The sequence below is a fragment of the Kribbella capetownensis genome, from assembly GCF_004331485.1.
In the GTDB taxonomy this organism is placed as follows: Bacteria; Actinomycetota; Actinomycetes; order Propionibacteriales; family Kribbellaceae; genus Kribbella; species Kribbella capetownensis.
In genome coordinates this window covers 393892-417915 of record NZ_SJKD01000007.1, presented here as the reverse complement: position 1 = coordinate 417915, position 24024 = coordinate 393892, and the positions used below count along the sequence as shown (strand labels likewise).

The following is a 24024-nucleotide window of genomic DNA, read 5'->3' as shown; positions in this document are numbered from 1 at the left end:
TTATCGCACTAACCACCGTCGAGGTCGTGGCGGAACATCACCTGGTGGCCGTTGTCGCGGGTGGTGCCGTCGGCGTACCAACCTGTTGATTCGTAGAAGCGTTGGCCCTGGGGGTAGTTGGCGAGTGTCCAGAGGATCGCTTGGGGGTAGGCAGCGCGTAGTGCGTCCAGAGCGGTGTGCATGAGGGTGGTGCCGACGCCGGTTCGCCAGTACGCCGGATCGATAGCAATCGTGTCGAGTTCGCCCAAGCGTGGGTCTAGCGGATCGCGGCTGGGGCCGATGCCGACCAGGCCCGCGACCGTGCCGTCGGCTTCGGCGACCCACCAGTTGGTGCGGTCGCTGGCCAGGTCGGCGGCCCAGCGTTGGATCCGGCCCGCATCGGCTTCGATGGGCGCCATCAGACCGGTGAATCCCGCATTCCAGGAGTCGACATAGATCTCGACGACCCGCGGTGCGTCCGCGGGGGTCGCAGGCCGGACCAGCATGCTCACCCAGACCACCCTAATCGGGTCTGTTAGTTGGGGACGATCAGGCCTAGGGCGGTTATGGCGGCGCCGACGGCTATGAGGAAGGTGGTGTCGAACATGCGGCCGCGGACGTGGAGGAGGCCGGCGGCGGTGTCGGAGAGGGTGGCGCGGAGCAGGCCGGCCAGGATGACGGCGCCGGCGAAGATCAGTACGCCGTTGCGCCAGTCGTAGAAGGTGAGGACGACCAGGCCGGTCAGGGCGACCAGGAGCGAGAGCACCAACGGCCATTCGCTGCTGCGCTGAGCCTCGCCCGCCATCAGCACGTCACGCTCTTCTCGTTCCGTCCCGTCCGGATCACTGCGCCAGGCTCGCTTCGGCGGCCTCGACCACGTTGGTCAGCAGCATCGCCCGGGTCATCGGGCCGATCCCGCCCGGCATCGGCGCGATCCAGGAAGCCTGCTCGCGGGCCGCGGCCTCGATGTCGCCGACGATCTTGCCCTCGGCGCTCCGGCTGGTGCCGACGTCCAGCAGTACGGCGCCCGGCTTCACCATGTCGGCCGTGATCAGCCCGGCCGACCCGGCCGCCGCGATCACGATGTCGCCGGTGCGTACGACGGACGCCAGGTCGGTGGTCCCGGTATGGCACTGGGTCACGGTGGCGTTCTCGCTCCGGCGGGTGAACAGCAGCCCCATCGGCCGGCCGGCGGTCACACCCCGGCCGATCACGACCACGTGTGCGCCCGCGATCGGAACGTCGTACCGGCGGAGGAGTTCGACGCAGCCCTTCGGGGTGCACGGCAGCGGGCCGTCCTGGCCGAGGACGAGCTTGCCGAGGCTGACCGGGTGCAGGCCATCGGCGTCCTTGGCCGGGTCGATGAGGCCGAGGATCGTGTTCGTGTCGACGTGCTTGGGCAGCGGGAGCTGGACGATGAAGCCGGTGCAGTCGGGGTTCTCGTTCAGCTCGCGGACCTTCGCGGTGATCTCGTCCTGGGTCGCGGTGTCCGGCAGTTCGACCTGGATCGACGCGATCCCGACCGCCGCGCAGTCGCGGTGCTTGCCGGCCACGTACGCGCGGCTGCCCGGGTCGTCCCCGACCAGGATCGTGCCGAGCCCGGGCACCACGCCCTGCTCGGCCAGCTTCGCGACCCGGACCTTCAGCTCGTCCTTGATCGCCGCCGCGGTGGCCTTACCGTCCAGAATCTGCGCCGTCACAAGGCACGAGTCTGCCATGCGGATGACCGGGAACACTTACCCCCTTGCCCGTGTTCAGCAAGATAGTTTAGTCTTGAACTACTGAGCAGCGAGGAGACCACCATGCCCGCCGTGACCGTCAACGACATCACTGTGCTGCCCCGCGTTCACCAGCCGGATCCGGCCGTCGCGCATGAGCGCGCGGTGAAGTCGGTGACGTCCGCGCCGAGCGGCTTCGAGGGTGAGGGATTCCCGGTACGGCGTGCGTTCGCCGGCGTGGACCTCCGCGACCTGGACCCCTTCATCCACATGGACCAGATGGGCGAGGTCGAGTACGCGCCGGGTGAGCCGAAGGGTACGCCGTGGCACCCGCACCGAGGCTTCGAGACCGTCACCTACATGCTCGACGGGATCATGGAGCACCAGGACTCCAACGGTGGTGGCGGTGTCATCTCGAACGGCGACACCCAGTGGATGACCGCCGGCAGCGGGCTGCTGCACATCGAGACCCCGCCGGAGCACTTGGTGCTGAGCGGCGGCCTGTTCCACGGCATCCAGCTGTGGGTGAACCTGCCGAAGGTGCAGAAGTGGGCGCCGCCGCGCTACCAGGACATCCGCGGCGGTGACGCCGCTCTGCTGTCCACGGAGGACGGCGGCGCGCTGATCCGCGTGATCGCGGGCTCGGTCGACGGCCATGACGGCCCCGGCTCCACCCACACGCCGATCACGCTGGTGCACGCGACCGTGAGCCCGGGCGCCGAACTGGTGCTGCCGTGGCAGCCGGACTACAACGCACTCGTCTACGTCCTGGCCGGTCAGGGCACGGTCGGCGCCGAGCACCGCCCGTTCCGCAAGGGCCAGCTGGCGGTCTTCGGCCCGGGCGACACCATCCGGACCGCGGCGAGTACGACGCAACCGCAGGCGGAGCCGAACCTGGACGTCCTGATCATCGGCGGCCGCCCGATCCGCGAACCGATCGCGATGGCCGGCCCGTTCGTGATGAACACCCGCGCCGAGGTCGTCCAGGCCTTCGAGGACTTCCAGTCCGGCAAGCTCGGCAGCATTCCCGCCGTGCACGGCGCCCCGACCGAGCTGCGCAGTACCGAATAGCATTGCCCTAGGCAACGTTCTACGCCGGATCGCTCAGCACGGGTGACATCTTCCGGGGCAGCAGATCAAGAAGCCCTGAGGTCAGCCCTCCGGGTAGAAGAGGAACAGGGTGCAGCCCTTTTCCGACTGCGGCACATGGGACGACCCGGCCGGGGCGTGGATGAACGAACCGGCCGGGTAGTCGCGGATCCCGTCGTTGAACACACCGTCGACGACGAAGACCTCCTCCGGTCCTGGGTCGTGGACGTCGATGCCTTCCCAGTGCGACCCGGGCTCCATCTGGAGCACGTACGCCGCTGCCGTTCCGTTGGTCCAGAGCGATCGCAACGTGATGCCGGCGAACACTTCACGCGCGGGTGCGTCGTCGACCGACGCCCATTCGTAGTTCTGCATGTCATCGATCCTGAGATATCCACAGGGATATCCCCAGTGTCTGGATAGTCTCGTTCAGGTACTTTTCTGTCATGAGTCCGCATCGGGTCGTCGCGCTGGTGTCGGCACCGCAGGGGAGCTTCGAGCTGGGCTGCGCGGCCGTGGTGTTCGGCAACGACCGGTACCGGTTCGGCGTGTGTACCGAGCAGCCGGGCGCGGTCCGGACGCTCGGAGGGTTCGACCTGCTGGTGACGTCCGGGCTGCTGGCACTCGATCGGGCCGACACGATCGTCGTGCCGGGGTGGCTGCCGGTCGGCCGGATGCCGTCCGACGCGGTACTGCGCGCACTGCGTCGGGCACACCGGCGTGGGGCCCGGCTGGTGAGCATCTGCTCGGGCGCGTTCGCGCTGGCCGCGACCGGTCTGCTCGACGGTCGCCGCATCACCACGCATTGGCGGCAATGCGACGTACTGCAGCAGCAGTTCCCCGCGGTCCAGGTCGATCCGGACGTCCTGTACATCGACCACGGCGACATCGCGACGAGCGCCGGCTCCGGCACGGGGATCGACCTGTGTCTCCACCTCGTCCGCAACGACCACGGTGCCGCGTACGCCGCTCAGATCGCGCGGACGATGGTGATGCCGCCGCATCGCGAGGGCGGCCAGGTCCAGTACCGGACCGACGACCGGCCACAGTCACCCGATGCTCTGGGCGCGTTGCTGGACTGGGTCGGCGAGCGACTCGCCGAGCCGATCACCGTGGACGATCTGGCCGCGCAGCTCAACGTGTCACCGCGGACACTCGCCCGTCGCTTCGCGATCGAGCTCGGAGTGGCTCCGGGGCAGTGGCTGCTGGCGCAACGGATCGCCCGGACCCGTGCCCTGCTGGAGGAAACCGACCTCCCGATCGAGACGATCGCGACCCGCGTCGGCCTCTCGTCGGCCACCAACCTGCGCCGCCGCTTCCACACCGCCGTCCGGACGACGCCCAGTGCCTACCGGCGGGCCTTTCGGGCTCAGAAGTCCCCGGAGTTGTCGAGGTCGATGTAGTAGCGGATGCGTGGGTCGTCCGGGTCGCCGCCGTACGCCTCGACGAAACGCCGGGCCGCGGGAGGACCGCCGTACTGCGGATTGAGCTCGCCGGACAGGCTCTTGTACATCAAGGCGAGGTCGACGTAGCGGTCGCCGAGGCCCAGCCCGTCGAGGTCGAGGATGCCGGTGAAGCGCAGGGTCTCGGGGTCGATGAACACGTTCGGCGCCGCGCAGTCGCCATGCGTGACCACCTCCCGCTCACCCGGGAACGGCGACAGGAACGGGCAGTCGGTCAGCTCATGCAACTGCCGGATGCCGTCGGCGATCGCAGTGAGCACGGCGGGCCGGTCGCGGCCGCGCCACGGCTGGGACGCATCCCGACCGGGGAGTTCGCTGGTCAGCAGCCAGTTGTTGCCCCGGTCAACGACCTTCGGGCAAGGGAAGCCGGTCGTGCCGAGCCAGGCGAGCCGGTCGGCCTCGTCGTCGACGCCCGGGCCGGCCTTGTAGAACAGGTGTTCCCGGCCGCGGTCGAGCCGGACGACGACCGCCTCGGAGTTGCCGAGGTGGATCGGTTCGGCGCCGACGGCACCGAACCGATCCACGAGAGCGTTCAGATCCACCTAGTGCAGATTACGATGCAACGTCGAGATCAGCTCCCCATTTCCGGTGTCACCGTCGAGCGACCAGATCATCGCGCCACCCAGATCGCGCTTCGAGATGTACTGCGCCTTGCGCTTCATCTCGACCGGGTCGTCCCAGGTCCAGAACGTCGTCCCGTCGAAGATCCAGGCGAAGCCGGCCTTGTTGTCGCGGTAGACGGTGTAGTTGGACAGTTGCGCCTTGAGATAGCGGTAGTCGTCCGTGCCGGGCTCGAACGTGCCCGGTGCGGCACCTGTCGACGGCTGGAACAGACCGTGGTTCGCATCCGTCACGCCGGTCCAGCCGTGAGAGTAGAACGGCACGCCCATGACCAGCTGGCTCCGCGGTGCGCCCCGCGCCAGGTAGGAGTCGATCGTCACCTGCGAGCTGAACTCCGGTGTGGTCGGGTCACCCTTCGGTCCGTCGATCGCGGACTGCTGGTTCGTCAGTTGCTCCCACGGGCCGTGGTAGTCGTACCCCTGCGTCGTACCGAAGGTCAGATCCTTGAACAGCTTGCGAACCTCGAACCCGTTGTCGATCATGGTCGGGTTCGCCGGCAGGAACGCGGTCAGGTTGTAGCGGCCCTTGAACGGCCAGGACAACCGATCGAGTTGCGTGCGGTACTCGTGCACCAGCGCGGTGAAGTTCTGCTTGTCCTCGGGCCGGATCACGTTGCCCGGGTTGCCTTCGCTGCCGGGCCACTCCCAGTCGAGGTCGATCCCGTCGAAGACACCCTTGGCGGCACCCGCGGGCAGGCCGGGCAGGTTGCCCTTGAGCCACATGTCCACACAGGACTTCACGTGCGCGGCCCGCGAGGCCGGCGTGAGTGCGGCGTCGGAGAAGTACTTCGAGCCGGTCCAGCCACCGAGCGAGATGCTGATCCGCAGCTTCGGGTACTTCTTCTTGAGCTTCTTGAACTGGTTGAGGTTGCCGTTGAGCACCTGCTCCGGTTCGTCGGCCTTGCCGTCGACGCTCTGCTCGGCGCTGAACGGCCGTTGGTAGTCGGCCCACGCGTCGCTGCTCAGGCAGTTCCCGGCAGCGTCGACGAAGCCGAAGGCGTAGTTGATCTGGGTCAGCCGCGCGGCCGACCCGTTCTTGACCAGATCGCTGACCAGGAAGTTCCGGTCGTACCCGCTCCAGTTGGTGTAGTACCCCACTACCCGCTTGCTGTCGTGCGCCTCGGCCGGTACGGCGGCAACGCCCGCCATCCCGACCCCGGCCGCCACCAGCAACGCCACACTCCGACGTCTCATTCGACTCCCCACCTGGCGGTTCAAGGGACAAAGTGCGCTCACAGTAGGACTGTTCCGACGATTTACACAATGTCTCTACCAAAAAATCTCTGACCTAGAATTCCCCGATGATCAGACCCGCGACGGACGACGACGCGGACGCGGTCACGACGATCGTGAAGACCGCGTTCGAGGGCTACATCCCGCGGATGGGCGTGGCCCCGATCCCGATGGTGATGGACTACCGCGCGGCCATCGCGGCCGGCAAGGTCTGGGTGGCCGGAGACCCCATCGCCGGTCTCGTGTTGCTGGAGGACGAACCGGACTCGCTGCTGCTGGACGTGCTCGCCGTTTCGCCGGACGCCCAGGGCCGCGGCATCGGCGCCGCTCTGCTGGCCTTCACCGAAGCCGAGGCGAGGGCTCGCGGCTTCGACCGGATCACCCTCTACACCAACGCCGCGATGACCGAGAACATCGCCTACTACCCGCGCCACGGGTACGTCGAAACCGGCCGGGAGACCGTCGAGGACCGGCACCGCGTCTTCTTCCGCAAGGACCTCACGTAGGGTCGCGGGCATGACGGATGTGCGTGCGGAGCTGGCGCCTACGGGTGCGTTGCGGGCCTCGATCAACCTGGGGAACCCGGTGCTGGCGCAGGGGACTCCCGAGCAGCCGGGCGGGGTCACGGTGGACATCGCCCGCGAGATCGGGCGGCGGCTCGAGGTGCCGGTGGAGCTGGTCTGTTTCGACGCCGCGCGGAAGTCGTTCGAGGCGATGGCGACCGGCCAGGCGGACATCTGCTTCCTCGCCGTCGATCCGGCGCGGGCCACGGAGGTCGCGTTCACCGCGCCGTACGTCGTCATCGAGGGAGTGTTCGCCGTACCGCGGGAGTCGGCCCTGACGACCGTCGACGAGGTGGACAGTCCGGGCGTCCGCATCGGGGTTAAGCGGGGGTCGGCGTACGACCTCTACCTGACCCGGGAGTTGCGGAACGCAACTGTCGTCCGCGGCAACGAAGGTGTCGACGTGTTCCTCGCCGAAGGTCTGGAGGCCGCGGCCGGGATCCGGCAGCCGATCGCGCGGTTCGTTGCCGGCCACCCCGAGGTGCGGCTGATCGACCAACGATTCATGGAGATCCGGCAGGCCGTCGGCACCAGGAAGGACCGCCGGCCGGAGACCGTTGCCTTCCTCCACGAGCTGGTCGAGGACCTCAAGGCGAACGGATTCGTTACCGACTCCCTGCTTCGGTCCGGACAGCCCGACGCCTCGGTTGCTCCGCCCGCCTGACGCTCGGTGCCCGATCGGGCACCGGCCGTGCAGGTTGATGCCACGGCAGCCGATTCGCGAAACCATCCGGTACGGTCCGGACATCTAACGGTGTGTGGCTGATCGGCTCCGCTTCGTGAGGCGTGGTTGATCGGTCCGTCGTGAGGACAACCGAACGGGAGGGTCTCCATCGTGGTATCCACACCACGATCGAGGCGGATCGGCGTTGCCGCCGTCGCCTCGATCGCTGCCTTGGGTCTCGGGCTGTCCGGCCCAGCACAAGCATCAGCCACTCCAGCACCACCACATCCCCTGGTCGCCAAGGCGAAGGGCCATGCGAAGGGCACCACACCGGATCAGCGCGTCACGCTGGTCACCGGTGACCGGATCACCTTGCACGGCGGCGATCCGGGTCGCGCCTCGGTCGAGCCGGGCGCCGGCCGTCGCGGCATAGTCTTCTCCACACAGCGCGTGAAGGACCACCTGTACGTCGTACCGTCGGACGTCCGCGAGCGGATCGCCCAGGGGCACCTGGACCGCCGGCTGTTCGACGTCACCGGCCTGATCAAGGCTGGGTACGACGACAAGTCCACCGGCGCGATCCCGCTGGTCGTGACGTACGCCGGTGAGGCGAAGACGCGATCGACCGCACCCGGTGCGACGGTGACCCGCCAGCTGCCGGTCGTCAACGGCGCGGCGCTGAAGGTGGACAAGGCGAAGGCCGGTGCGTTCCTGGCCGGTGTCACCTCGACCCGCTCGACGGCCGGCGTCGACAAGATCTGGCTGGACGGCAAGCGCGAGATCAGCCTGGACCAGTCGGTGCCGCAGATCGGCGCACCGGCCGCATGGCAGGCCGGCTACACCGGCAAGGGCATCTCGGTCGCCGTCCTCGACACCGGCATCGACACCTCCCACCCGGACCTGGCCACCCAGGTCGCGGGCGCGAAGAACTTCACCGAGGAACCCGCCGAGGACCTGGTCGGCCACGGCACCCACGTCGCCTCGACGATCGCCGGTACGGCGGCCGCGTCGGCGGGCAAGTACAAGGGCGTCGCGCCGGACGCCAAGCTGTACGACGGCAAGGTCTGCGAGCAGGGCGGCTGTACCGAGTCCGCGATCATCGGCGGGATGGAGTGGGCCGCGACCGAGGTGAAGGCGAAGATCGTCAACCTCAGCCTCGGTGGCACCGACACCCCGGAGATCGATCCGCTCGAGGAGGCCGTGAACCGGCTGACCGCGCAGACCGGCAGTCTGTTCGTCATTGCCGCAGGCAACGAAGGCCCCACTGAGAGCACGGTCGGTTCGCCGGGCAGTGCGGACGCCGCGCTGACCGTCGGAGCGGTCGACAAGCAGGACAAGTTGGCCGAGTTCTCCAGCCGCGGTCCGCGGGTCGGAGACGGCGCGGTCAAGCCCGACGTCACCGCGCCCGGTGTCGCGATCGTCGCGGCGAAGGCGAAGAAGGCGATCATCGGTACGCCGGTCGGCGACCAGTACCTGATGCTCGACGGTACGTCGATGGCCACCCCGCACACCGCGGGCGCGGCCGCACTGCTGGCGCAGCAACACCCGGACTGGAAGGCCGCCGAGCTCAAGGGCGCGCTGATGGCGTCCGCGAAGCCGGCCGCCGACCAGACCGCGTTCGAGCAGGGCGCGGGCCGGATCGATGTTGCCAAGGGCATCAAGCAGAGCGTGATCTCCGAGCCTGGCAGCCTCTCGTTCGGTACGGCGGTCTGGCCGCACAACGACGACTCCCCGGTCACCAAGACGCTGACCTACCGCAACCTCGGTGACAAGCCGGTGACCCTCGCCCTGACCTCGACCCTGGTCGGTCCGGACGGGAGCCCGGCCCCGGCGAGTGCGCTCGAGCTCAGCGCGGACAGCGTCACCGTGGCCGCCGGCGGCACCGCGTCGGTCCAGGCCACCTCGAACACGAACCACAGCGGCCCCGACGGCGGCTACTCCGGCCGGGTCACCGCGACCGCCGGCGACAGCTCGGTCGTGTCCGCGATCGGTGTCAACAAGGAGAAGGAGAGCTACGACCTGACGGTCAACGCGATCGGTCCGGACGGCAAGCCGGCGCCGGTCAGCGGACTGGTGTTCGGGCTCGAGACCGATGTCTTCACCTTCCTCGACGACGCGAGCGGTACGGCGAAGATCCGGTTGCAGAAGGGCGAGTACGCGGTGCAGGGCGACCAGTTCGTCCCGAAGCCGGGTGGTGACACCGGTGACTACTACGCCCTCGTCCAGCCGAGCGTTCAGCTGACCAAGGCCACCACGGTTGTGCTGGATGCCCGGACGACCAGGGACATCAAGGTCACTGTCCCGCAAGCGGATGCGGCCGTTGCGGTAGCCGACATCGGGTACGACCGGACGGCTGCTGACGGGGTGCGCAGCCTCCTCTCGTCGGTGCTGCTGCTGGACTTCAACGGAGTGCACACCGCGCAGGTGGGTGAATCGCTGCCGCCGGAGCAGATGACGGGCCACGTGTCCTCGCAATGGGCGAAGCCGTCCGCGGACGGGTCGTTCGCCAAGTCGCCGTACATGTACGGCGTGATGGACACGACGCCGGGCGGATACCCGACCGGGCTGGATCGCAAGGTCGAGGCGAAGGACCTGGCCGTGGTCAACCAGTCCTTCAACGCCACCAGTGATCGCGAAGTCGACCGGGCCGTGTTCGGTACGGCGCCGCACTCGAGCGGGGGCTGGGCGGTCGTGCTGCCGTACGACAGCCCGGCGACGACGAAGCTCCTGCTCGACGACAAGCCTTCCAGTTGGAGCTCGGAGATCAGCGAGGTCGTGCCGAGCACGGATCCGGAGGACCCGTTCCCGGTCACGGTCACCCGGCTGACGTCGCCGGCCAAGGAGTACAAGGCCGGCAAGTCGTACCAGCAGCGGTTGAACTCGGCGGCCTTCTCGACCAGTCCGTCGTACGCCGGCCGGTTCGAGAACGACCTGGTGGTCGCGGCGTACTCGCTGGCCGATGCCGACGGCAACAACGGCGCCACCCGGACGGACACCGAGTCCAGCAAGCTGACCCGGGACGGTCAGGTCGTTGCCGAGTCGCAGTACTTCGGCTCGGCCGAGGTGACCGGATTGCCCGCGGGCAAGGCGACGTACACGCTGGAGTCGTCGCTGACGCGGCAGACGTGGTCCACCTTCACGACCCGGATGGACTTCAGCTGGACGTTCTCCTCGGCCGCGACGACCAAGGAGACGCTGCTGCCGCTGATCGGAGTGCGGTACCAGCCGACGGTCGACAGTCACAACGTGGCCGAGCGCAGGCCGGTGACGGTGCTGCCGGTGGTCGTCGACGCACAGGCCGGCGCGAACCTGCCGGGGATCCGCAGGCTGGAGCTGCAGGTGTCCGGTGACGACGGCAAGACCTGGCAGCAGACCGGCGTCGTACCGACCGGGAAGGGCACCTACAAGGCGATCTTCGCGACGCCGGCCGGTGCGAAGTCCGTGTCGCTGAAGGCACACGTGGTCGATGCCGGAGGCAACGTTACGGACCAGACCGTGATCGGCGCGTACCCGCTGCGCTGACGACAGCGGAAGGCCCCCGGGAGATGCGTGCTCCCGGGGGCCTTCTGTGTGCTGGGGGTCAGCCGAGCAGGTTGAGCGCCTGGACCGCGTCGCGCTCTTCGGCCAGCTCGGTGGTGCTGGCGTCGATCCGGGCGCGGGAGAAGTCGTTGATCTCCAGGCCCTGGACGATCTCCCAGTTGCCGTCCTTGGTGGTCACGGGGAACGACGAGATCAGGCCCTCGGGGACGCCGTACGAGCCGTCGGACACGACCGCCATCGACAGCCAGTCGCCGTCGGCCGAGCCGCGCAGCCAGTCGCGGGTGTGATCGATGGTGGCGGCCGCCGCTGACGCCGCCGAGGACGCGCCGCGGGCCTCGATGATCGCCGCACCGCGCTTCTGCGTGGTCGGGATGAAGTCGTTCTCCAGCCACGCCTGGTCGTTGACGACCTCGACCGCGTTCTTGCCGCTCACCTCGGCGTGGAAGATGTCCGGGTACTGCGTCGCGGAGTGGTTGCCCCAGATCGTCAGCTTCTTGATGTCGGTGGTGTGCGCACCGGTCTTCTTCGCCAGCTGCGCCAGCGCGCGGTTGTGGTCCAGCCGGGTCAGCGCCGAGAACCGCTCGGCCGGGATGTCCGGCGCGTTGCTCTTCGCGATCAGCGCGTTGGTGTTGGCCGGGTTGCCGGTCACGGTGATCCGGATGTCGTCCGCGGCGTGGTCGTTCAGGGCCTTGCCCTGGACGGTGAAGATCGCGCCGTTGGCCTCCAGCAGGTCACCGCGCTCCATCCCCTTGGTGCGCGGTCGCGCGCCCACCAGCAGCGCGACGTTGACGCCGTCGAAGACGGCGTTCGGGTCGTCGCCGATCTCGATGCCGGCCAGGGTCGGGAACGCCGAGTCGTCGAGCTCCATCACCACACCCTCGAGCGCCTTCAGGGCCGGGGTGATCTCCAGCAGCCGCAGCTCGACCGGAGTGTCCGGCCCGAGCAGCGCGCCGCTCGCGATCCGGAACAGCAGGCTGTAGCCGATATTCCCGGCGGCTCCGGTAACGGCCACCTTCACCGGTGTAGTGCTCACGACACGCTCCTCGAACTGATTTGACTGTGTGCTTCGGACGCTAGCAAGCCACGCGCTCGGTACCAACGCTGGGGCGGGACCGACTTCCTCACATTCGGGTGAAAAGGTGGGTGGGTGGAGCGCAAGGTTGGATCCGGGATTGCGACCGTCGAGGCGGACGCCGATGGGACGTTCGTGCTGCGGGTCGACGGGTCGCTGCAGTCGCAGGTCGACCTTGCGGACCCCACCAACCTGTCGTTCGAGTACATGCGCCGGATCGGCGACGTGGTCGACGCCGTCGCGCCACGGCGCCAGCCGGTCGCGGTCGTCCATATCGGTGGGGCGGCGCTGAGCCTGCCGAGGTACGTCGCCGGCACCCGGGCGCGGTCGCGGCAGATCGTCCTCGAACCCGACGAGGATCTGACCGAGTTCGTCCGGGAGGCGCTGCCGCTGCCCAAGCGCTCCGGTATCAAGGTGCGCGCCGTCACCGGCCGGGCCGGGATCACCCAGTTGTACGACGATTCGATGGACCTGCTGATCCTGGACGCGTTCGAACGCGAAGCGGTCCCGGCGAACCTGGTCACCAGCGAGTTCTTCACCGAATGTGCGCGCGTGCTGCGGCCGACCGGCGTACTGGTCGCGAACTTGATCGACGGGTCGGCCGGCCTGCCGTTCATCCGCCGGGTCGTCGCGACCGTCCGCGGGGTCCTCGGCGACGGCGTCGTGCTCGCCGAGCGGAAAGTCCTGCGGGGCAAGGGGTTCGGCAACGTCATTCTGGTCGCGTCACCGCAGTCCGTGCCCGATCTGACCGCGGCCGGCCGGAAGGCTCAGCCGCCGTACGACGTGATGCCGCTGAGCGAGCTGGCCGGGAAGGCGGCGCTACTCGTCGACGCCGAGGGGTTCGTCACGCCGCCGGCACCGCCGGGGACCTTCCGGAGCTGATCCGGTCGAGGGCCTGCGCGACCGCCGCGCGCTCGGCGGGCGTCGCGCCGATCACGCGCACCAGGTGGTCGAGTCGATCGCGGCCGGCCAGGCGGGTGCCTTGCAGCCAACCCTGGATAGTGGTGCGCGGGATACCGGTCAGTCGGGCCAGAGTCCGCAGCGATCGTGGCCGAGCCAGCGTGGCCAGAGCGCTGCCCAACTCCTCGAGTGTGGTGGCGAGCTGCAGCAGACCGAGGACGTCTTGCGGATCGCGGCACGCGGTCTCCCAGTGACGCCGCCAGACGGGCATCAGGTCGGGCGGTACGCCACAGCCGGTCAGGAAGGCGGCCGTCACCTCCCAGGTCGGCAGCTGCTTGCCGCCGGACGCGCGGACCAGGTGCGCGTGTGAGTAGTGTGCTCGCTCGGCCAGTTCGCGGTACGTCAGCCCGGCATGTCGTCGTACCCGCTGCAGTGCCGCGGCGAAGGCTTCCACATCCTGCATTGCGACCTCCTCGCGATCAAACATAATCCAACATGAACAAACAGAGCAAGTGACAGGGGTCAAGGTAGGCTTGGCCAATGTCCGTTGCGAAGGTCGCCGCTCTGGCGTACTACCCGGTGAAGGGTCTGTCCGGTGTGCCGGTGGAGCACGCCGAGGTGGGGCCGACCGGGCTCCGGCACGACCGGAACTTCATGCTGGTCGAGCCGGATGGCACCTTCCTGAGTCAGCGCAGCCTGCCCGCGATGGCATCGCTGCGGGCCGAGATCCTGAGCGACGGTGACGCGCTCCGGTTGTCCGGCCCGGGCGTACCGGACCTCGAGATCCGGGTCCGGTACGACGGCAAGCGGCGTGACGTCAGCCTGTTCGGGAAGTGGTTCGGCCAGGGCGTCGTCCAGGACCCGGCCGCGGACAAGTGGTTCACCGAACGGCTCGGCAAGCCGGCGGCGCTGGTCCGGGTCACGCCCGAACACGAGCGGCCGGGCTGGGGTGTGCATCAGGGGCAGACCGGGTTCGGCGATGCGCACGCGCTGATGATCACCTCGCTGTCGTCACTCGACGGCCTGAACGCGCGGGTCGTCGAGCGCGGTGGCGACGCGATCCCGATGAACCGCTTCCGCCCGAACGTCGTGGTGGCCGGCTGGTCCGAACCGCACACCGAGGACAAGGTGCTGCGGATGTCGGCGGGCTCGGTCGAGATCGGGTACTCGGCCCGCTCGATCCGGTGCGCGGTTCCGACCGTGGACCAGGCGACCGGCGAGAAGCGCGGGCCGGAGCCGACCCGGACGCTGGCGTCGTACCGGCGGCAGCCCGACTACGGTGGCGGCGTCAGCTTCGGCATGAAGGCCGCGGTGCTTGCCGAGGGCACCCTTCACGTGGGTGATGAGATCTTGGTACACGAATGGATCCCGGCAGGCACGGACCCGGCGCAGACCGAGCGGTAGCGTCCGAGACTCCACCCGACCCGAGGGGGAGTCGTGTACCGGATCCTGTTGTTGCTGTTGGCCCCTGCTTCGTTGCTGGTCCCGGCGAATGCCGAGGTTCCGCGGACGCCGTCGTACCAGGTGGAGCTGACCAGCAACGCCGAGGGCAGGACGTGGTCCGGGCGGGAGAGCGTCACCTTCACGAACACGTCGGCGGATCCGATGGCCGAGATCTACCTGCGGCTGTGGGGCAATGCCGGGGGATGCTCTTCGGTTGTCGTGAGCAACTTCTCCGGCGGTACGGCGACGACCGACTGCACTGTGGTCAAGGTGGTTCCGGCCGAGCCGTTGGCGCCGGGGAAGCGGACGACGATCGGATTCGACGTCACCATGACTGCGCCGGACCGCGAGGATCGGTTCGGCCGGTCGGGCGCGTACAGCTTCTTCGGCAACGCGCTGCCGGTGCTTGCCGTGCGCGACGCTGACGGCTGGCATCTCGATCCGGATGTCGGGATCGGTGAGAGCTTCTACACGGTGGCGGCGGACTTCGAGGTCCGGCTGCTGCACCCGGGGCAGCTGGGCGTACCGTCGACCGGCGAGCTGATTGACGGTGTCGCGATCGCCAAGCAGGTCAGGGATTTCGCCTGGGCGGCCGGGCCGTTCCGGACCGCTGAGGCCACCTCGCCCGGCGGCATCAAGGTGCGCACGTGGGCGACGGACTTGCTCAGTCCTGAGGCGGTGGCGGAGACCCGGACCGAAGCAGTCGCGGCGATCGACGACTTCGGGCGCCGGTTCGGCGAGTATCCGTACGGCGAGATCGACCTGGTGCTGAACGACCACTGGACGAGCTTCAGCGGGATGGAGTACCCCGGGTTCGTGTTCCTGATCTCGCCCGCGAGTCCGGCGGTGCATGAGGTGGCGCACCAGTGGTGGTACGGGATCGTCGGCAACAACGAGTACGCGGATCCCTGGCTGGACGAGGCTTTCGCGACGTACGCGACTGATCTGCACGCGGGCGATCAGCAGGCCGGGTGCTGGCCCGGACCGTTGCCGGTGGCAATCAGTAGCTCGATGGCCTATTGGGGAGCGCATCGGTCGTCGTACGCGACCTATGTCTACACCTACGGCTCGTGCATGTTGCATGAGCTGGAGCGGCTGGTCGGGGCGCCGGCGATGGCGCGGCTGCTGACGACCTACGCGCGCGACCATTGGTTCGGAGTGTCGACCCCGGCCGAGTTCAAGGCTGCGGCGCAGGCCGTCAGTTCGACCGACCTGACGTCGTTCTGGAGATCACACGCCGTCGGTTAGTGCTGTCGCGACGCCGTGGTCCAGGACGCGCAGACGATCGGTCAGTCCCGCGGCCGCGAACGCCGCGATCACCGTGTCGGGGCCTTCGGAGAAGTGTGCCCAGCCCTCGGTGTGGACCGGCACGATGACCGCAGGGTCGAGGAGGTGCGCGGCCTCGACCGCGGCCTCCGTCGTCAGCGTCAGGGGTGCTCCATCCAGGAGCGTCGTACGCGCTCCGCCGGCGAAGAGGACGGCGACGTCGAACGGGCCGAAGCGATCGGCGATCTGCTTCACCAAGTCCACCGAGGCGTTGTCGCCGGACACGTAGGCGGTCGGCAGACCCTCGCCGCTGAGCACGAAGCCGGTGACGACTCCCGTGACCGCTTCCGCGCCCTCGGGACCGTGCAACGCGGGTACGCCGGTCACCGTCAGCACGCCGCCGTCCGGTCGCTGCAGGTCGAACGGCTCCCAGTTCGCGAGACCGTGGACACCGGGGATCCGGGTGGCCGCGCCCGGAGTCGACAGGACCGTGGGGATCGACGGCAGCAACGCGCGGCCGGCGTCGTCCAGGTTGTCCTTGTGCTGGTCGTGCGACAACAGGACCGCATCGATCGTCCCGAGCTCCGCGGCCGGCACCGCCGGACCGGTCAGCTTGGTCATCACTCGCCCGCCTGGCAGCTCGTAGTCCTGCGGCTCGTCGAAGGCGGGATCGGTCAGCAGGTTCAGCCCGCCGAGGCTGATCAGGGCGGTCGGGCCGCCGACGTGCGTGATCTTCATACCTCGATTTTCCGGCGGGGCGGCCTGGTCCACCATTGGCCCGAGAGCCACAGTTCCTGAAGATCGGGCCATACTGGTTCCATGCGTACAGTCGCCGTCCTCGCGTACGACGGGATGAGCCCGTTCCACCTGTCCGTGCCCTGCCTGGTCCTCGGCGATCGCCACGGTGCGAAGGGTCAGTACGACGTACTGGTCTGTGCTGAGGAGCCGGGGCCGCTGCGGACCAACGCGGGCTTCGGGGTCACCGTCGATCGCGGGCTCGAGGTGATGGATCGGGCGGATGTAGTGATCCTGCCGAGCTGGGATCCGGATCGCGAACCTTCCGCCGTACTGCTCGACTCCATCCGGCGGGCGCACGCGCGGGGGGCGACTGTGGTCGGGCTGTGCATCGGTGCGTTCCTGGTTGCGGCCAGTGGGATCGCGGACGGGCGGGAGATCGTGACGCACTGGGGGTGGGCGGATCGGCTGCAGGAGCGGTACCCGGGGATCAGGGTGCGCGCGGATGTGTTGTGGTCGGATCTGGGGGATCTGCTGACGTCGGCGGGGACGGCCGCGTCGCTCGACTGCTGCCTGCATCTCGTGCGCAGCCACCACGGTGTCGAGTTGGCCGAGCAGTTGGCGCGGAGCATTGTGGTCGCGCCGCATCGGAGTGGTTCACAGGCGCAGTACATCCCGGTCCCGGTGCCGCCGGATCCGAGCGACGACGTGATCGAGAAGGCGATGCTGTGGGCTCGCGCGCGGCTGGATCAGCCGGTGTCGCTGGATGAATGGGCCGGTGCGGTTGCGCTGTCGCGGCGTACCTTCACCAGGCAGTTCCGGGCGCGGACCGGTAGCTCCGGGCAGGCGTGGCTACTGAGGCAGCGGCTGGACCGGGCCAGGTTGTTGCTTGAGACCACGGATCACCCGGTCGAACGAATCGCCACCGAGAGCGGCTTCGGCAGCAGCGCGGCCCTCCGCCACCACTTCCACACCATCCTCGGCACAACCCCCCAACGTCACCGCCAGGACTTCGCCGCCTGACACCACGCTCCCGCCCCGCCTTCCCGCGGCCTTGCCCCGCCTTGTCCCGCCTGCCCCGCACGCACCACCGCCCTGCCCGCGCGCCGATCATTTGAACGGACAACCCCTGTAGTTGCCCCTTCTCCCGTCGTATTACGGCTGGAGAAGGGGCAACATCGGTGGATATCCCCTCAAATGTTCAGGGGGTCGCCGCCGCGGGCGAGCGCCTCGGTCGTGTTGTCGGCGAGCGGACGGACGGGCTAGAGGATGAGGAGGAGCATGTAGAGGGCGGGGGCGGCGAAGGTGATGAGGAGGATCCAGGCGATCATCCGGTGCCGGGGCTTGTCACGGTCCAGCGACGAGGCGAAGTAGAGGACGGCGCCTTCCTCGGTGTGCCGGCTCAGGCCCATCCGCCGTGCCTCCTCGGGCCGCGGATCCGGGCGCTCGTCCGCGAGCGCATCCGGCGGGATTCCGAAGTGCGCGGGCCGGGCTGGGTCCAGATCATCACGTTCCCCGTACATCCGGCCTCCCGCAGGGTTGGTGGACCATGAGTCGTTCTTACATGGTCGCACCAACCACCCAGGAAGCACGCGTACGTCTTACGAGAAGTCAGCCACCCAGGCGTTCCGGGGGGTCTTGCCGGTGATGGCGCACAGCAAGCTGGTGCAGTGCGGCGACGAGCCGTAGCCGACACCCAGCGTCTTGTGACCGCAGTTCAGGACCGTGTTCGAGCTCTGCGACATCATCTGGTTATAGGCGTCCTGGACGCTCCACCGATCGCCGCCTGCCTCGCTCTTCGAGCCGCTGCTGTCGTTGACCGAACCCGAGTCGGCGTTGTTCTCCGCGTCGTTCCGAGCGCCGCTGGTGATGTTGCTGTCGCGCTTGAGCGGCGCACAACCGTTGTTCTGGCGGGCGTTGTCGATCATCGTGAACAGCGCCAGCTCGTCCGAGGTCATGCTGCCGTCATCCGCCGGCGGTGGCGGCGGGGTCGACGTGGGCGGGCTGGACGGGGACGTCGTGGTGGGGCGATCGTCGGGGGTGGCGGTGGGGTCCGTGGTTGTACGGCCCTCGGTCGGGCTCGCGGTCGGCCGGTCGGTGGGCTTGGTAGTCGACGGCGTGGTGCTGGGGGTCGTCGAATCCGTCGGAGTGGGGGTCGCGGAGGGCGGGACCGTTGGCTTGGCCGATGGGGTGGGTGGTGCGACGACCGGTTTGGTTGTCGGTGTGATGTAGGTGTCGTCGGTCCGGGTGACGATCGGGATCGAGGCGTCGGCCTGGTCGTTCTGCGGCTGGTGCAGCAGGATCCAGGAGATCGGGGTGATCACCAGGATCACGGACGCGACCGCGATCAACGAACGCCGTCCTCGCGAAGCCTTTCCGGCCGCCGCCGCACGAGCCGCACTCCGCGATCCGCCGCGCCCGCCACCGGAACCACCGGAAGCGGCGCCGCCGAGACGACGCCCGCTGCCGGAACGACTCGCGTCCCGGTCGGCGGTCCGCTTGCTCCCCGCCGCACTCTGAGCGCCGAGCTCAGCTCCCGTCGTACCAAGGCCCGCAGACTCGCCGGCTCCCAGCCGGCTCGTGGTGTCCGCAGTCCCAGTAGCACCGCCAAGTCCGGTCGCCCCGGTCCGCGACCCGCCGAGTGCGGTGGAGCCGGTCCGCGGGCTGGTGCCGAGGTGAGCGGTCCCGGTCGCGGTCAGCGTCCCGAACTCGTTCCCGATCCCGGTAGGACCCGCAGTACGAGAGCCGTACTCCGTCCCGGGTTCGGCCGTGCGGGAGCTGTACTCCGTCCCGGTCGTGCTGGGCCACGCGTTGGGGTCCGTGCCAGTCGTGTCGTTGGAACCGGTGGGCTTCGGGCTGGCCGAGTCCGCTAGGGACGTGAAGTCCCAGGCAGATGCGGGGGTTCCTCCGGACCGGTCTTCGTGGGGGTTGGTGAAGTCCCAGGCGGACGCGGCCGTGCTCGCGGGCGGTTCGGAGGCGCGCGCTTCGGCCTGCGACGCGAAGTCCCACGCCGAGGCCGGAGTACCCGAGGCTTGTCCGCGGTCGCGGGACTCCGCCGGTGCGGTGAAGTCCCAGGCGGATGCGGCGGTCCCGGCCGTGCGTCCGCTGGATTCGGACGAGGCCCTGGGGGCTGCCACCCGGCGCGCGTTGTACTGCGGGGAGTCCGAGGACGCCGGCCGCCGGGCCGCACGTCGCGCTCCACTCTCGGCCGCCTCGTCCTCCGGCGCACCGGCCGTCGACTGGGTGACCCACGAAGGCGAGCCGCCGGCCGCGCGCGTACCCGACCCGCCGAACCCCGACTGTGACGACCCGCCGAAACCCGACTCGGGCGAGTTGAAGCCGGAGGAGCGCGGGGCGTACTGCGGGGTGGTGTCGGGGCCCGACCACAGTGGTGCGTCGTCGGTCGGGCGTGGTGCGTAGCGCGGTGGTTCGGGAGGGGCCGGCGGGGTGGTGTTCTCCGCCGGGGTGGACCGGTTGGACCGGGCTGCTCGCGAGGAGGCGCGGGTCGCCTTCCTGCGTGGCTTGTACCGGCCGCTGTCGCCGGACTCGGACATTATGTCGTTGTTCCCTTCACTGTCTCGTCCCCAAGACGTGCCTCGTCAGTCGTCTCACCGGATCCCCCCAGGACGGACCGGCGATATGACAAGGACGGACCTACCCGCAGTGACCGGCCGTGAACCGGCCGGACATTGTGACTGTGAGACAACATCTCCGTCACACTCGGTGTTTTCCACACAATGACAATCCTCAGCTCCGGCCGAAGTCCTGGACCCAGCTGCCCGGGCCCCAGTCGGACCGGACCTGACCCGAGTCGTAGCCGATGCCGATCGAGGTGAACCGGCAGTTCAGGATGTTCTTGCGGTGCCCGTCGCTCTGCATCCACGCAGCGACGACCTTCTGTGCGGTGGAGTAGCCGGCCGCGATGTTCTCGCCCCAGCTGGAACCGCGGTACCCGGCGGCCGCCATCCGGTCGCCCGGATCCTGGCCGTCGGGGGTGGTGTGGTCCATGTAGTGCCGGCGAACCATGTCGGATGCGTGCCGACCGGCCGCCTCGACCAGTGCACTGTCCAGCCGGAGCGGACCGCAGCCCTGCTGCTGCCGGATCTGGTTGGTCAGGTCGAGCACATCACGCTCCTGCGAGTTGGTGCCGCCACCTCCGGACGGCGGCCGCGACGGGTCGCTCGGCGTCGGGTCCTTGGTGACTGTCCTGGTCGGAATACTGCGGCTCGGCCGCGGCTTCGGTCGGCCCGTGGTCCGCGGTGGTGCCGGGGTCACCGTCACCGTCGTGACCGGGTCGGCCGGCGTGGTGAGGCCGTCCGTGGGGGTAGTGCTCGGGGTGCCGCTGGTCTGCGGCGTGTCCGACGACGTCGTGGTCGACGCGGCCGCACCGAGAGTCGGGGTGACGATGGTGGTGGCGCCGTTCGGCAGGGTCTTCGTCACGGTAGGACCCGGCGTCTTCGGCCGGGCGTCGTCGCCGGTGGAGTCCTGCCGGGTGTCCTCGGAGACGTTCAGAACCTTCGTCGCGTCCTGGACCGTGGAGTTGTCGCGAGACATCAGCCAGACCACCGGGCCGATCGCGAGCAGAACCGACAGGGCGCTGACGATCGGGCCGATCAGGCCGCGACTACGCCGGGGCGCGCGTCGGGTTCCGCGGTGTCGCCGGGGGGGAGGCGAATCCGTCATGGGTGGGCGAGTCCTCTTCGTTTTTCCGTCGTACCGAGTACTTCGTCGTTCCCCTCGGGTCCAGCCAGGTCCCCCCTGGTGTCAGGCAGTGACCTTAACCGATGGGATAGGTCACCGTTACAGATCCGCGATCCCTCTTAACGATTCCTGAAGGTTGACGGAAACCGATTTACCACCGGCTCGCCCACGGGCCGGTGGCAACGATGTGAACAGCGCGGATCAGCCGCCGAAATCCTGTACCCAGGAGCCGTTGGACCAGTCCGGTTTGACCTGCCCGGAGTCATACCCGACGCCGAGCCACTTGTAGGTGCAGTTGAGGATGTTCTGCCGGTGGCCGGGGCTGTTCATCCAGCCCTCCACCACGGCCGAGGCGCTGGAGTAGCCGACGGCAATGTTCTCGGCCATCGCGCCACCGCTGTAGCCGGCCGCCTTCATCCGGTCGAACGGGCTGCGGCCGTCCAGGCTGTCATGCGCGAAGTAGTGCTTGTCGACCATGTCGGACGCGTGTGCCTCGGCGGCCTTCGTCAGCGCGCTGTTCATCCGCAGCGGTCCGCAGCCGGCCTTCGCCCGCTCGTTGTTCGTGAGCGACAGCACCTGTGCCTCGGCGGTGCCCGACCCACCGGACGGCGGCTTCGTCGTCGTCTTGGTCGGCCTCGGAGTAGAGGTGTGGCTCGGTTTCGGCGACGGCTTCCGGGTGGCGTCGCGGCTGGGCGCCGTACTCTTCCGGGTCGGCGTCGGCGTCGGGCTCTTGGTCTTCGGCCGCGTCGGTGTCGCTTTCGGCGGTGTCGGCGTCGGACTCGGGGTGTACGCCGGAGTGCTCGGGCTGATCGGCGTCGACGAGGCGTCGTCGGTGACCGAGGTGATCGGCTGCTCCTGGCTGGTCGGCCTGCCCGAACCGGTGTCCCGCAGCACGAACCACCCGATACCCATCAGCAGGACCAGGGCGGACAGAGACGCGAGGACGGGACCGACCACTCCGCTACCGAGTGACCGTTTGTGGTTCGTCATGGTGTGCAGCCTTGCCCACGGCACGACGGCATGACTCCTCGCCCGAGCCGCACTTCACGAAGCTTTGACAAACTCATGCGTTTGAACGCGACGTCAGCGAGAGCGGGCGATGATGATGTCCGCCACGACCTTCCAGCCCAGGCTGCGGTACAGCCGCAGACCGTCGATGGACGCGATCAGGATGCCGCGTTTGGCTCCCTGGGCCGCGGCCGTCTCGACCAGCGACGCCATCACCGCACTGCCGAGACCACGCCGCCGATGCGCCGGATCCGTCTCGATCCGGTCCGCGACCGCGTCCTCGCCGACCACTGCCATCCGCCCGCTCGACACCACGCCGCCGTGCAGCGTGGCGCGGGTGATGATCAGGTCGGACTCGAGCTCGGTGTGCAGGGCATAGCGTTCGTGCAGCTTCAGCGCCGGCTGCTCCGACAACTGGATCGTCATCAGCCAGTCCTGGTCCTGCTGGACCTCGAGCCCGAGATCCTCCAGCTGCTCGATCCGGGCCTCTTTGTCGTCGGTGGCCAGCGTGATCCAGCCGGCCCCGCGACCACCGCCCTCGGCCAGAGCCAGCTCGGCCGCGCGTTCGACGCGTTCCGGTTTGTCGTCGGCATCCAGGACGACGTACTCCATCGCGCGGTTCTCCTCACCCGCACGGACGGTCAAAATGCCGTCGTTGTCGTCCTCCACTGTGGTCCAGCCCCGCGAGACGGACCACCCGGCCTGCCAGCGGCGGACCAGCTCCTCACGATCTCTCACCCGTCGATTCAACCAGCCAGATGCCGAGACGGCGAGGGGAAACGGTGTGGTCTGGCACCAACTGGCCGTACTCCGCCGATTTCGGGCGGTGACCACTACCGTCCGGACTGGTGAGTCCGCAAGTCCTGGGTCCGTCCGATTCCGGCCGTACGGCGGTCAGTCCGGCAGCCGCTCGGACGCCAGCAGGTCGAAGCCGAGGTGGTCGACGTACGTCCCGTCCCGGCGTGCCGCTGCCTCCCGCATCCGGCCGAACTGGGTGAAGCCGTTGACCTCGGCAACGTGCGCCGACGCGCTGTTGCCCTCGGCAGCCAACAGGACCAGCCGTCGCCGGCCCAGACCGCCTTCGGCCACGGGCTTGAAGGCGTGGTCGATCAGCAATCCGACCGCGGTCGACATCACCTTCCGTCCGCGCGCGGACGGATGCATCCAGTACCCGATCTCGCCCACGGTCTTGTCCATCCGGGTGCTCATCCCGAACATGCTGACGCAACCCAGCAGTTCGTCGGTCTCCTGGTCGGCGATCGCCCACGAGATCCCGTCGCCGGACGCCAGGTTGTCCCGCCGGTTCCGCATGAATCCGTGGGCGTCCCCGAGCGTGTACGGCGACGGCAGGTCGGCCAGCCAGTACTGCGTCCGCTCGTCGCTGCACGCCTCGACGATCCGCTCGGCGTCCGTCGGCTGGAACGGGCGCAACCGCAGACCGTTGCCTTCGAGTACGGCGACATCCCACCAGGTGCCGTGCGGCTCCAGCGCGTCGTCGCGCCCGACCGAGGCGATCCACTCGTTCTCGCGGACACCACGCGACCTCCCACCGCCTGGTACGACGACCACGCCGTGGAAGCCGGCCTTCCAGGCGACCCGGCGCGAGGCCCAGTTGCCGGTGAACGCCCGCCAGATCACCCGGTCCCAGCCGAGCACGTCGAACGCGTGCCGGACGGTCAGCTTCAGTGCCCGGGTCATCACCCCGGCGCCGCGGACCTCCGGTGTCACACCGAACCCGACCTCGCCGACCCCGCCCTCACCGTCGCGCAGGTCGATCGTCCCGGCGTACCGGCCGTCGTACTCGATCGCCCAGGCCCACATGGTGCCCTCACGCCAGCCGTCCGGGATGAGTTCGGTCAGGAAGTTGACCGCGTGCTCGCGCAGGTAGGGGACCGGGATCGTGGTCCACCGCTGCATCACCGGGTCCTGGCACATCTGATAGACGGAGTCGATGTCGTCGGCCGTGTGCGCGCGCAGGGTCACCACGCCATCGGTCAGGACCGGAACATCCTCGGGAAATCGCATACTTC

At 68.8% G+C, this 24024-nt stretch carries 24 protein-coding genes; 9 read left to right on the top strand and 15 right to left on the bottom strand.

The genetic code is table 11. The features are described from left to right. Nucleotides 1-8: 8 nt before the first annotated feature. Genes E0H75_RS30020 through E0H75_RS30010 form a run of 3 tightly spaced genes read right to left on the bottom strand, consistent with a single transcriptional unit; the run spans nucleotide 9 to nucleotide 1679 of the window. A complete protein-coding gene (locus E0H75_RS30020) occupies nucleotides 9-485 on the bottom strand; it encodes a GNAT family N-acetyltransferase (protein WP_238163357.1) in 477 nt (158 codons plus the stop codon). 29 nt (nucleotides 486-514) lie between these two features. Continuing rightward, on the bottom strand, nucleotides 515-784 hold the full coding sequence (locus E0H75_RS30015; protein WP_131517189.1) for a DUF3017 domain-containing protein: 270 nt from the start codon (nucleotides 782-784) through the stop codon (nucleotides 515-517). Between the two features lie 37 nt (nucleotides 785-821). After that, nucleotides 822-1679 carry a bifunctional methylenetetrahydrofolate dehydrogenase/methenyltetrahydrofolate cyclohydrolase gene (locus E0H75_RS30010; protein ID WP_131517038.1) on the bottom strand — a complete coding sequence of 286 codons (858 nt, stop codon included), beginning with the start codon at nucleotides 1677-1679 and terminating at the stop codon, nucleotides 822-824. A gap of 102 nt (nucleotides 1680-1781) precedes the next feature. On the opposite strand from E0H75_RS30010, the gene E0H75_RS30005 reads away from it, so the two are divergent. Then, nucleotides 1782-2768 carry a pirin family protein gene (locus tag E0H75_RS30005; protein ID WP_131517037.1) on the top strand — a complete coding sequence of 329 codons (987 nt, stop codon included), beginning with the start codon at nucleotides 1782-1784 and terminating at the stop codon, nucleotides 2766-2768. An 81-nt stretch (nucleotides 2769-2849) separates the two neighbouring features. Here E0H75_RS30005 and E0H75_RS30000 read toward each other — a convergent pair whose 3' ends face one another. After that, nucleotides 2850-3161 (bottom strand): cupin domain-containing protein, encoded by a 312-nt coding sequence (locus E0H75_RS30000; RefSeq protein WP_131517036.1) that lies wholly within the window; start codon nucleotides 3159-3161, stop codon nucleotides 2850-2852. A gap of 71 nt (nucleotides 3162-3232) precedes the next feature. Here E0H75_RS30000 and E0H75_RS29995 point away from each other — a divergent pair, with 71 nt between their 5' ends. After that, nucleotides 3233-4189 (top strand): helix-turn-helix domain-containing protein, encoded by a 957-nt coding sequence (locus tag E0H75_RS29995; RefSeq protein WP_131517035.1) that lies wholly within the window; start codon nucleotides 3233-3235, stop codon nucleotides 4187-4189. Here E0H75_RS29995 and E0H75_RS29990 read toward each other — a convergent pair. Next, nucleotides 4156-4791: a phosphotransferase gene (locus tag E0H75_RS29990; RefSeq protein WP_131517034.1), complete on the bottom strand. Its 636-nt coding sequence runs from the start codon at nucleotides 4789-4791 to the stop codon at nucleotides 4156-4158. The genes E0H75_RS29995 and E0H75_RS29990 overlap by 34 nt on opposite strands. Next, nucleotides 4792-6063 (bottom strand): glycoside hydrolase family 18 protein, encoded by a 1272-nt coding sequence (locus E0H75_RS29985; RefSeq protein WP_131517033.1) that lies wholly within the window; start codon nucleotides 6061-6063, stop codon nucleotides 4792-4794. Nucleotides 6064-6170: 107 nt separating this feature from the next. Between E0H75_RS29985 and E0H75_RS29980 the strand changes: the two genes are divergently transcribed. The 3 genes from E0H75_RS29980 (at nucleotide 6171) to E0H75_RS29970 (ending at nucleotide 10851) form a co-directional block, all read left to right on the top strand. Continuing rightward, a complete protein-coding gene (locus tag E0H75_RS29980; protein WP_131517032.1) occupies nucleotides 6171-6608 on the top strand; it encodes a GNAT family N-acetyltransferase in 438 nt (145 codons plus the stop codon). A 10-nt stretch (nucleotides 6609-6618) separates the two neighbouring features. Further along, the gene (locus E0H75_RS29975; protein ID WP_131517031.1) at nucleotides 6619-7329 is read left to right on the top strand and encodes a transporter substrate-binding domain-containing protein; all 711 of its coding nucleotides are present in this window, start codon (nucleotides 6619-6621) and stop codon (nucleotides 7327-7329) included. Nucleotides 7330-7500: 171 nt separating this feature from the next. Further along, nucleotides 7501-10851, top strand: a complete 3351-nt coding sequence (locus tag E0H75_RS29970; RefSeq protein WP_131517030.1) for a S8 family serine peptidase — start codon at nucleotides 7501-7503, stop codon at nucleotides 10849-10851. 58 nt (nucleotides 10852-10909) lie between these two features. Here E0H75_RS29970 and E0H75_RS29965 read toward each other — a convergent pair whose 3' ends face one another. Further along, on the bottom strand, nucleotides 10910-11902 hold the full coding sequence (locus E0H75_RS29965; protein ID WP_131517029.1) for a malate dehydrogenase: 993 nt from the start codon (nucleotides 11900-11902) through the stop codon (nucleotides 10910-10912). A gap of 114 nt (nucleotides 11903-12016) precedes the next feature. Between E0H75_RS29965 and E0H75_RS29960 the strand changes: the two genes are divergently transcribed. After that, nucleotides 12017-12823 (top strand): spermidine synthase, encoded by an 807-nt coding sequence (locus E0H75_RS29960; RefSeq protein ID WP_131517028.1) that lies wholly within the window; start codon nucleotides 12017-12019, stop codon nucleotides 12821-12823. On the opposite strand, the gene E0H75_RS29955 is transcribed toward E0H75_RS29960, so the two are convergent. Further along, on the bottom strand, nucleotides 12786-13304 hold the full coding sequence (locus tag E0H75_RS29955) for a helix-turn-helix domain-containing protein (protein ID WP_165554108.1): 519 nt from the start codon (nucleotides 13302-13304) through the stop codon (nucleotides 12786-12788). The genes E0H75_RS29960 and E0H75_RS29955 overlap by 38 nt on opposite strands. A gap of 77 nt (nucleotides 13305-13381) precedes the next feature. On the opposite strand from E0H75_RS29955, the gene E0H75_RS29950 reads away from it, so the two are divergent. Together E0H75_RS29950 and E0H75_RS29945 are read left to right on the top strand one after the other, a co-directional pair. Beyond that, nucleotides 13382-14245: an MOSC domain-containing protein gene (locus tag E0H75_RS29950; RefSeq protein WP_131517026.1), complete on the top strand. Its 864-nt coding sequence runs from the start codon at nucleotides 13382-13384 to the stop codon at nucleotides 14243-14245. A 33-nt stretch (nucleotides 14246-14278) separates the two neighbouring features. Continuing rightward, a complete protein-coding gene (locus E0H75_RS29945) occupies nucleotides 14279-15532 on the top strand; it encodes a M1 family metallopeptidase (RefSeq protein WP_131517025.1) in 1254 nt (417 codons plus the stop codon). Here the strand turns inward: E0H75_RS29945 and E0H75_RS29940 are convergent. Continuing rightward, nucleotides 15515-16288 (bottom strand): MBL fold metallo-hydrolase, encoded by a 774-nt coding sequence (locus E0H75_RS29940; RefSeq protein WP_131517024.1) that lies wholly within the window; start codon nucleotides 16286-16288, stop codon nucleotides 15515-15517. The two genes, E0H75_RS29945 and E0H75_RS29940, sit on opposite strands and share 18 nt — an antisense overlap. 81 nt (nucleotides 16289-16369) lie before the next feature. On the opposite strand from E0H75_RS29940, the gene E0H75_RS29935 reads away from it, so the two are divergent. Continuing rightward, nucleotides 16370-17308 carry a GlxA family transcriptional regulator gene (locus E0H75_RS29935; protein WP_131517023.1) on the top strand — a complete coding sequence of 313 codons (939 nt, stop codon included), beginning with the start codon at nucleotides 16370-16372 and terminating at the stop codon, nucleotides 17306-17308. A 239-nt stretch (nucleotides 17309-17547) separates the two neighbouring features. On the opposite strand, the gene E0H75_RS29930 is transcribed toward E0H75_RS29935, so the two are convergent. The 6 genes from E0H75_RS29930 to E0H75_RS29905 form a co-directional block, all read right to left on the bottom strand. Further along, nucleotides 17548-17808 (bottom strand): hypothetical protein, encoded by a 261-nt coding sequence (locus E0H75_RS29930; RefSeq protein ID WP_131352892.1) that lies wholly within the window; start codon nucleotides 17806-17808, stop codon nucleotides 17548-17550. A gap of 78 nt (nucleotides 17809-17886) precedes the next feature. Beyond that, nucleotides 17887-19839, bottom strand: coding sequence for a CAP domain-containing protein (locus E0H75_RS44325; protein ID WP_238163349.1), 1953 nt, complete (start codon nucleotides 19837-19839; stop codon nucleotides 17887-17889). A gap of 193 nt (nucleotides 19840-20032) precedes the next feature. Further along, a complete protein-coding gene (locus E0H75_RS29920) occupies nucleotides 20033-20968 on the bottom strand; it encodes a CAP domain-containing protein (RefSeq protein WP_131517022.1) in 936 nt (311 codons plus the stop codon). 219 nt (nucleotides 20969-21187) lie between these two features. Then, nucleotides 21188-21976: a CAP domain-containing protein gene (locus E0H75_RS29915; RefSeq protein WP_131517021.1), complete on the bottom strand. Its 789-nt coding sequence runs from the start codon at nucleotides 21974-21976 to the stop codon at nucleotides 21188-21190. 93 nt (nucleotides 21977-22069) lie between these two features. Further along, nucleotides 22070-22732, bottom strand: coding sequence for a GNAT family N-acetyltransferase (locus E0H75_RS29910; RefSeq protein ID WP_131352889.1), 663 nt, complete (start codon nucleotides 22730-22732; stop codon nucleotides 22070-22072). A gap of 156 nt (nucleotides 22733-22888) precedes the next feature. Further along, nucleotides 22889-24019, bottom strand: a complete 1131-nt coding sequence (locus E0H75_RS29905; protein WP_131517020.1) for a GNAT family N-acetyltransferase — start codon at nucleotides 24017-24019, stop codon at nucleotides 22889-22891. Between the last annotated feature and the right edge of the window lie 5 nt (nucleotides 24020-24024).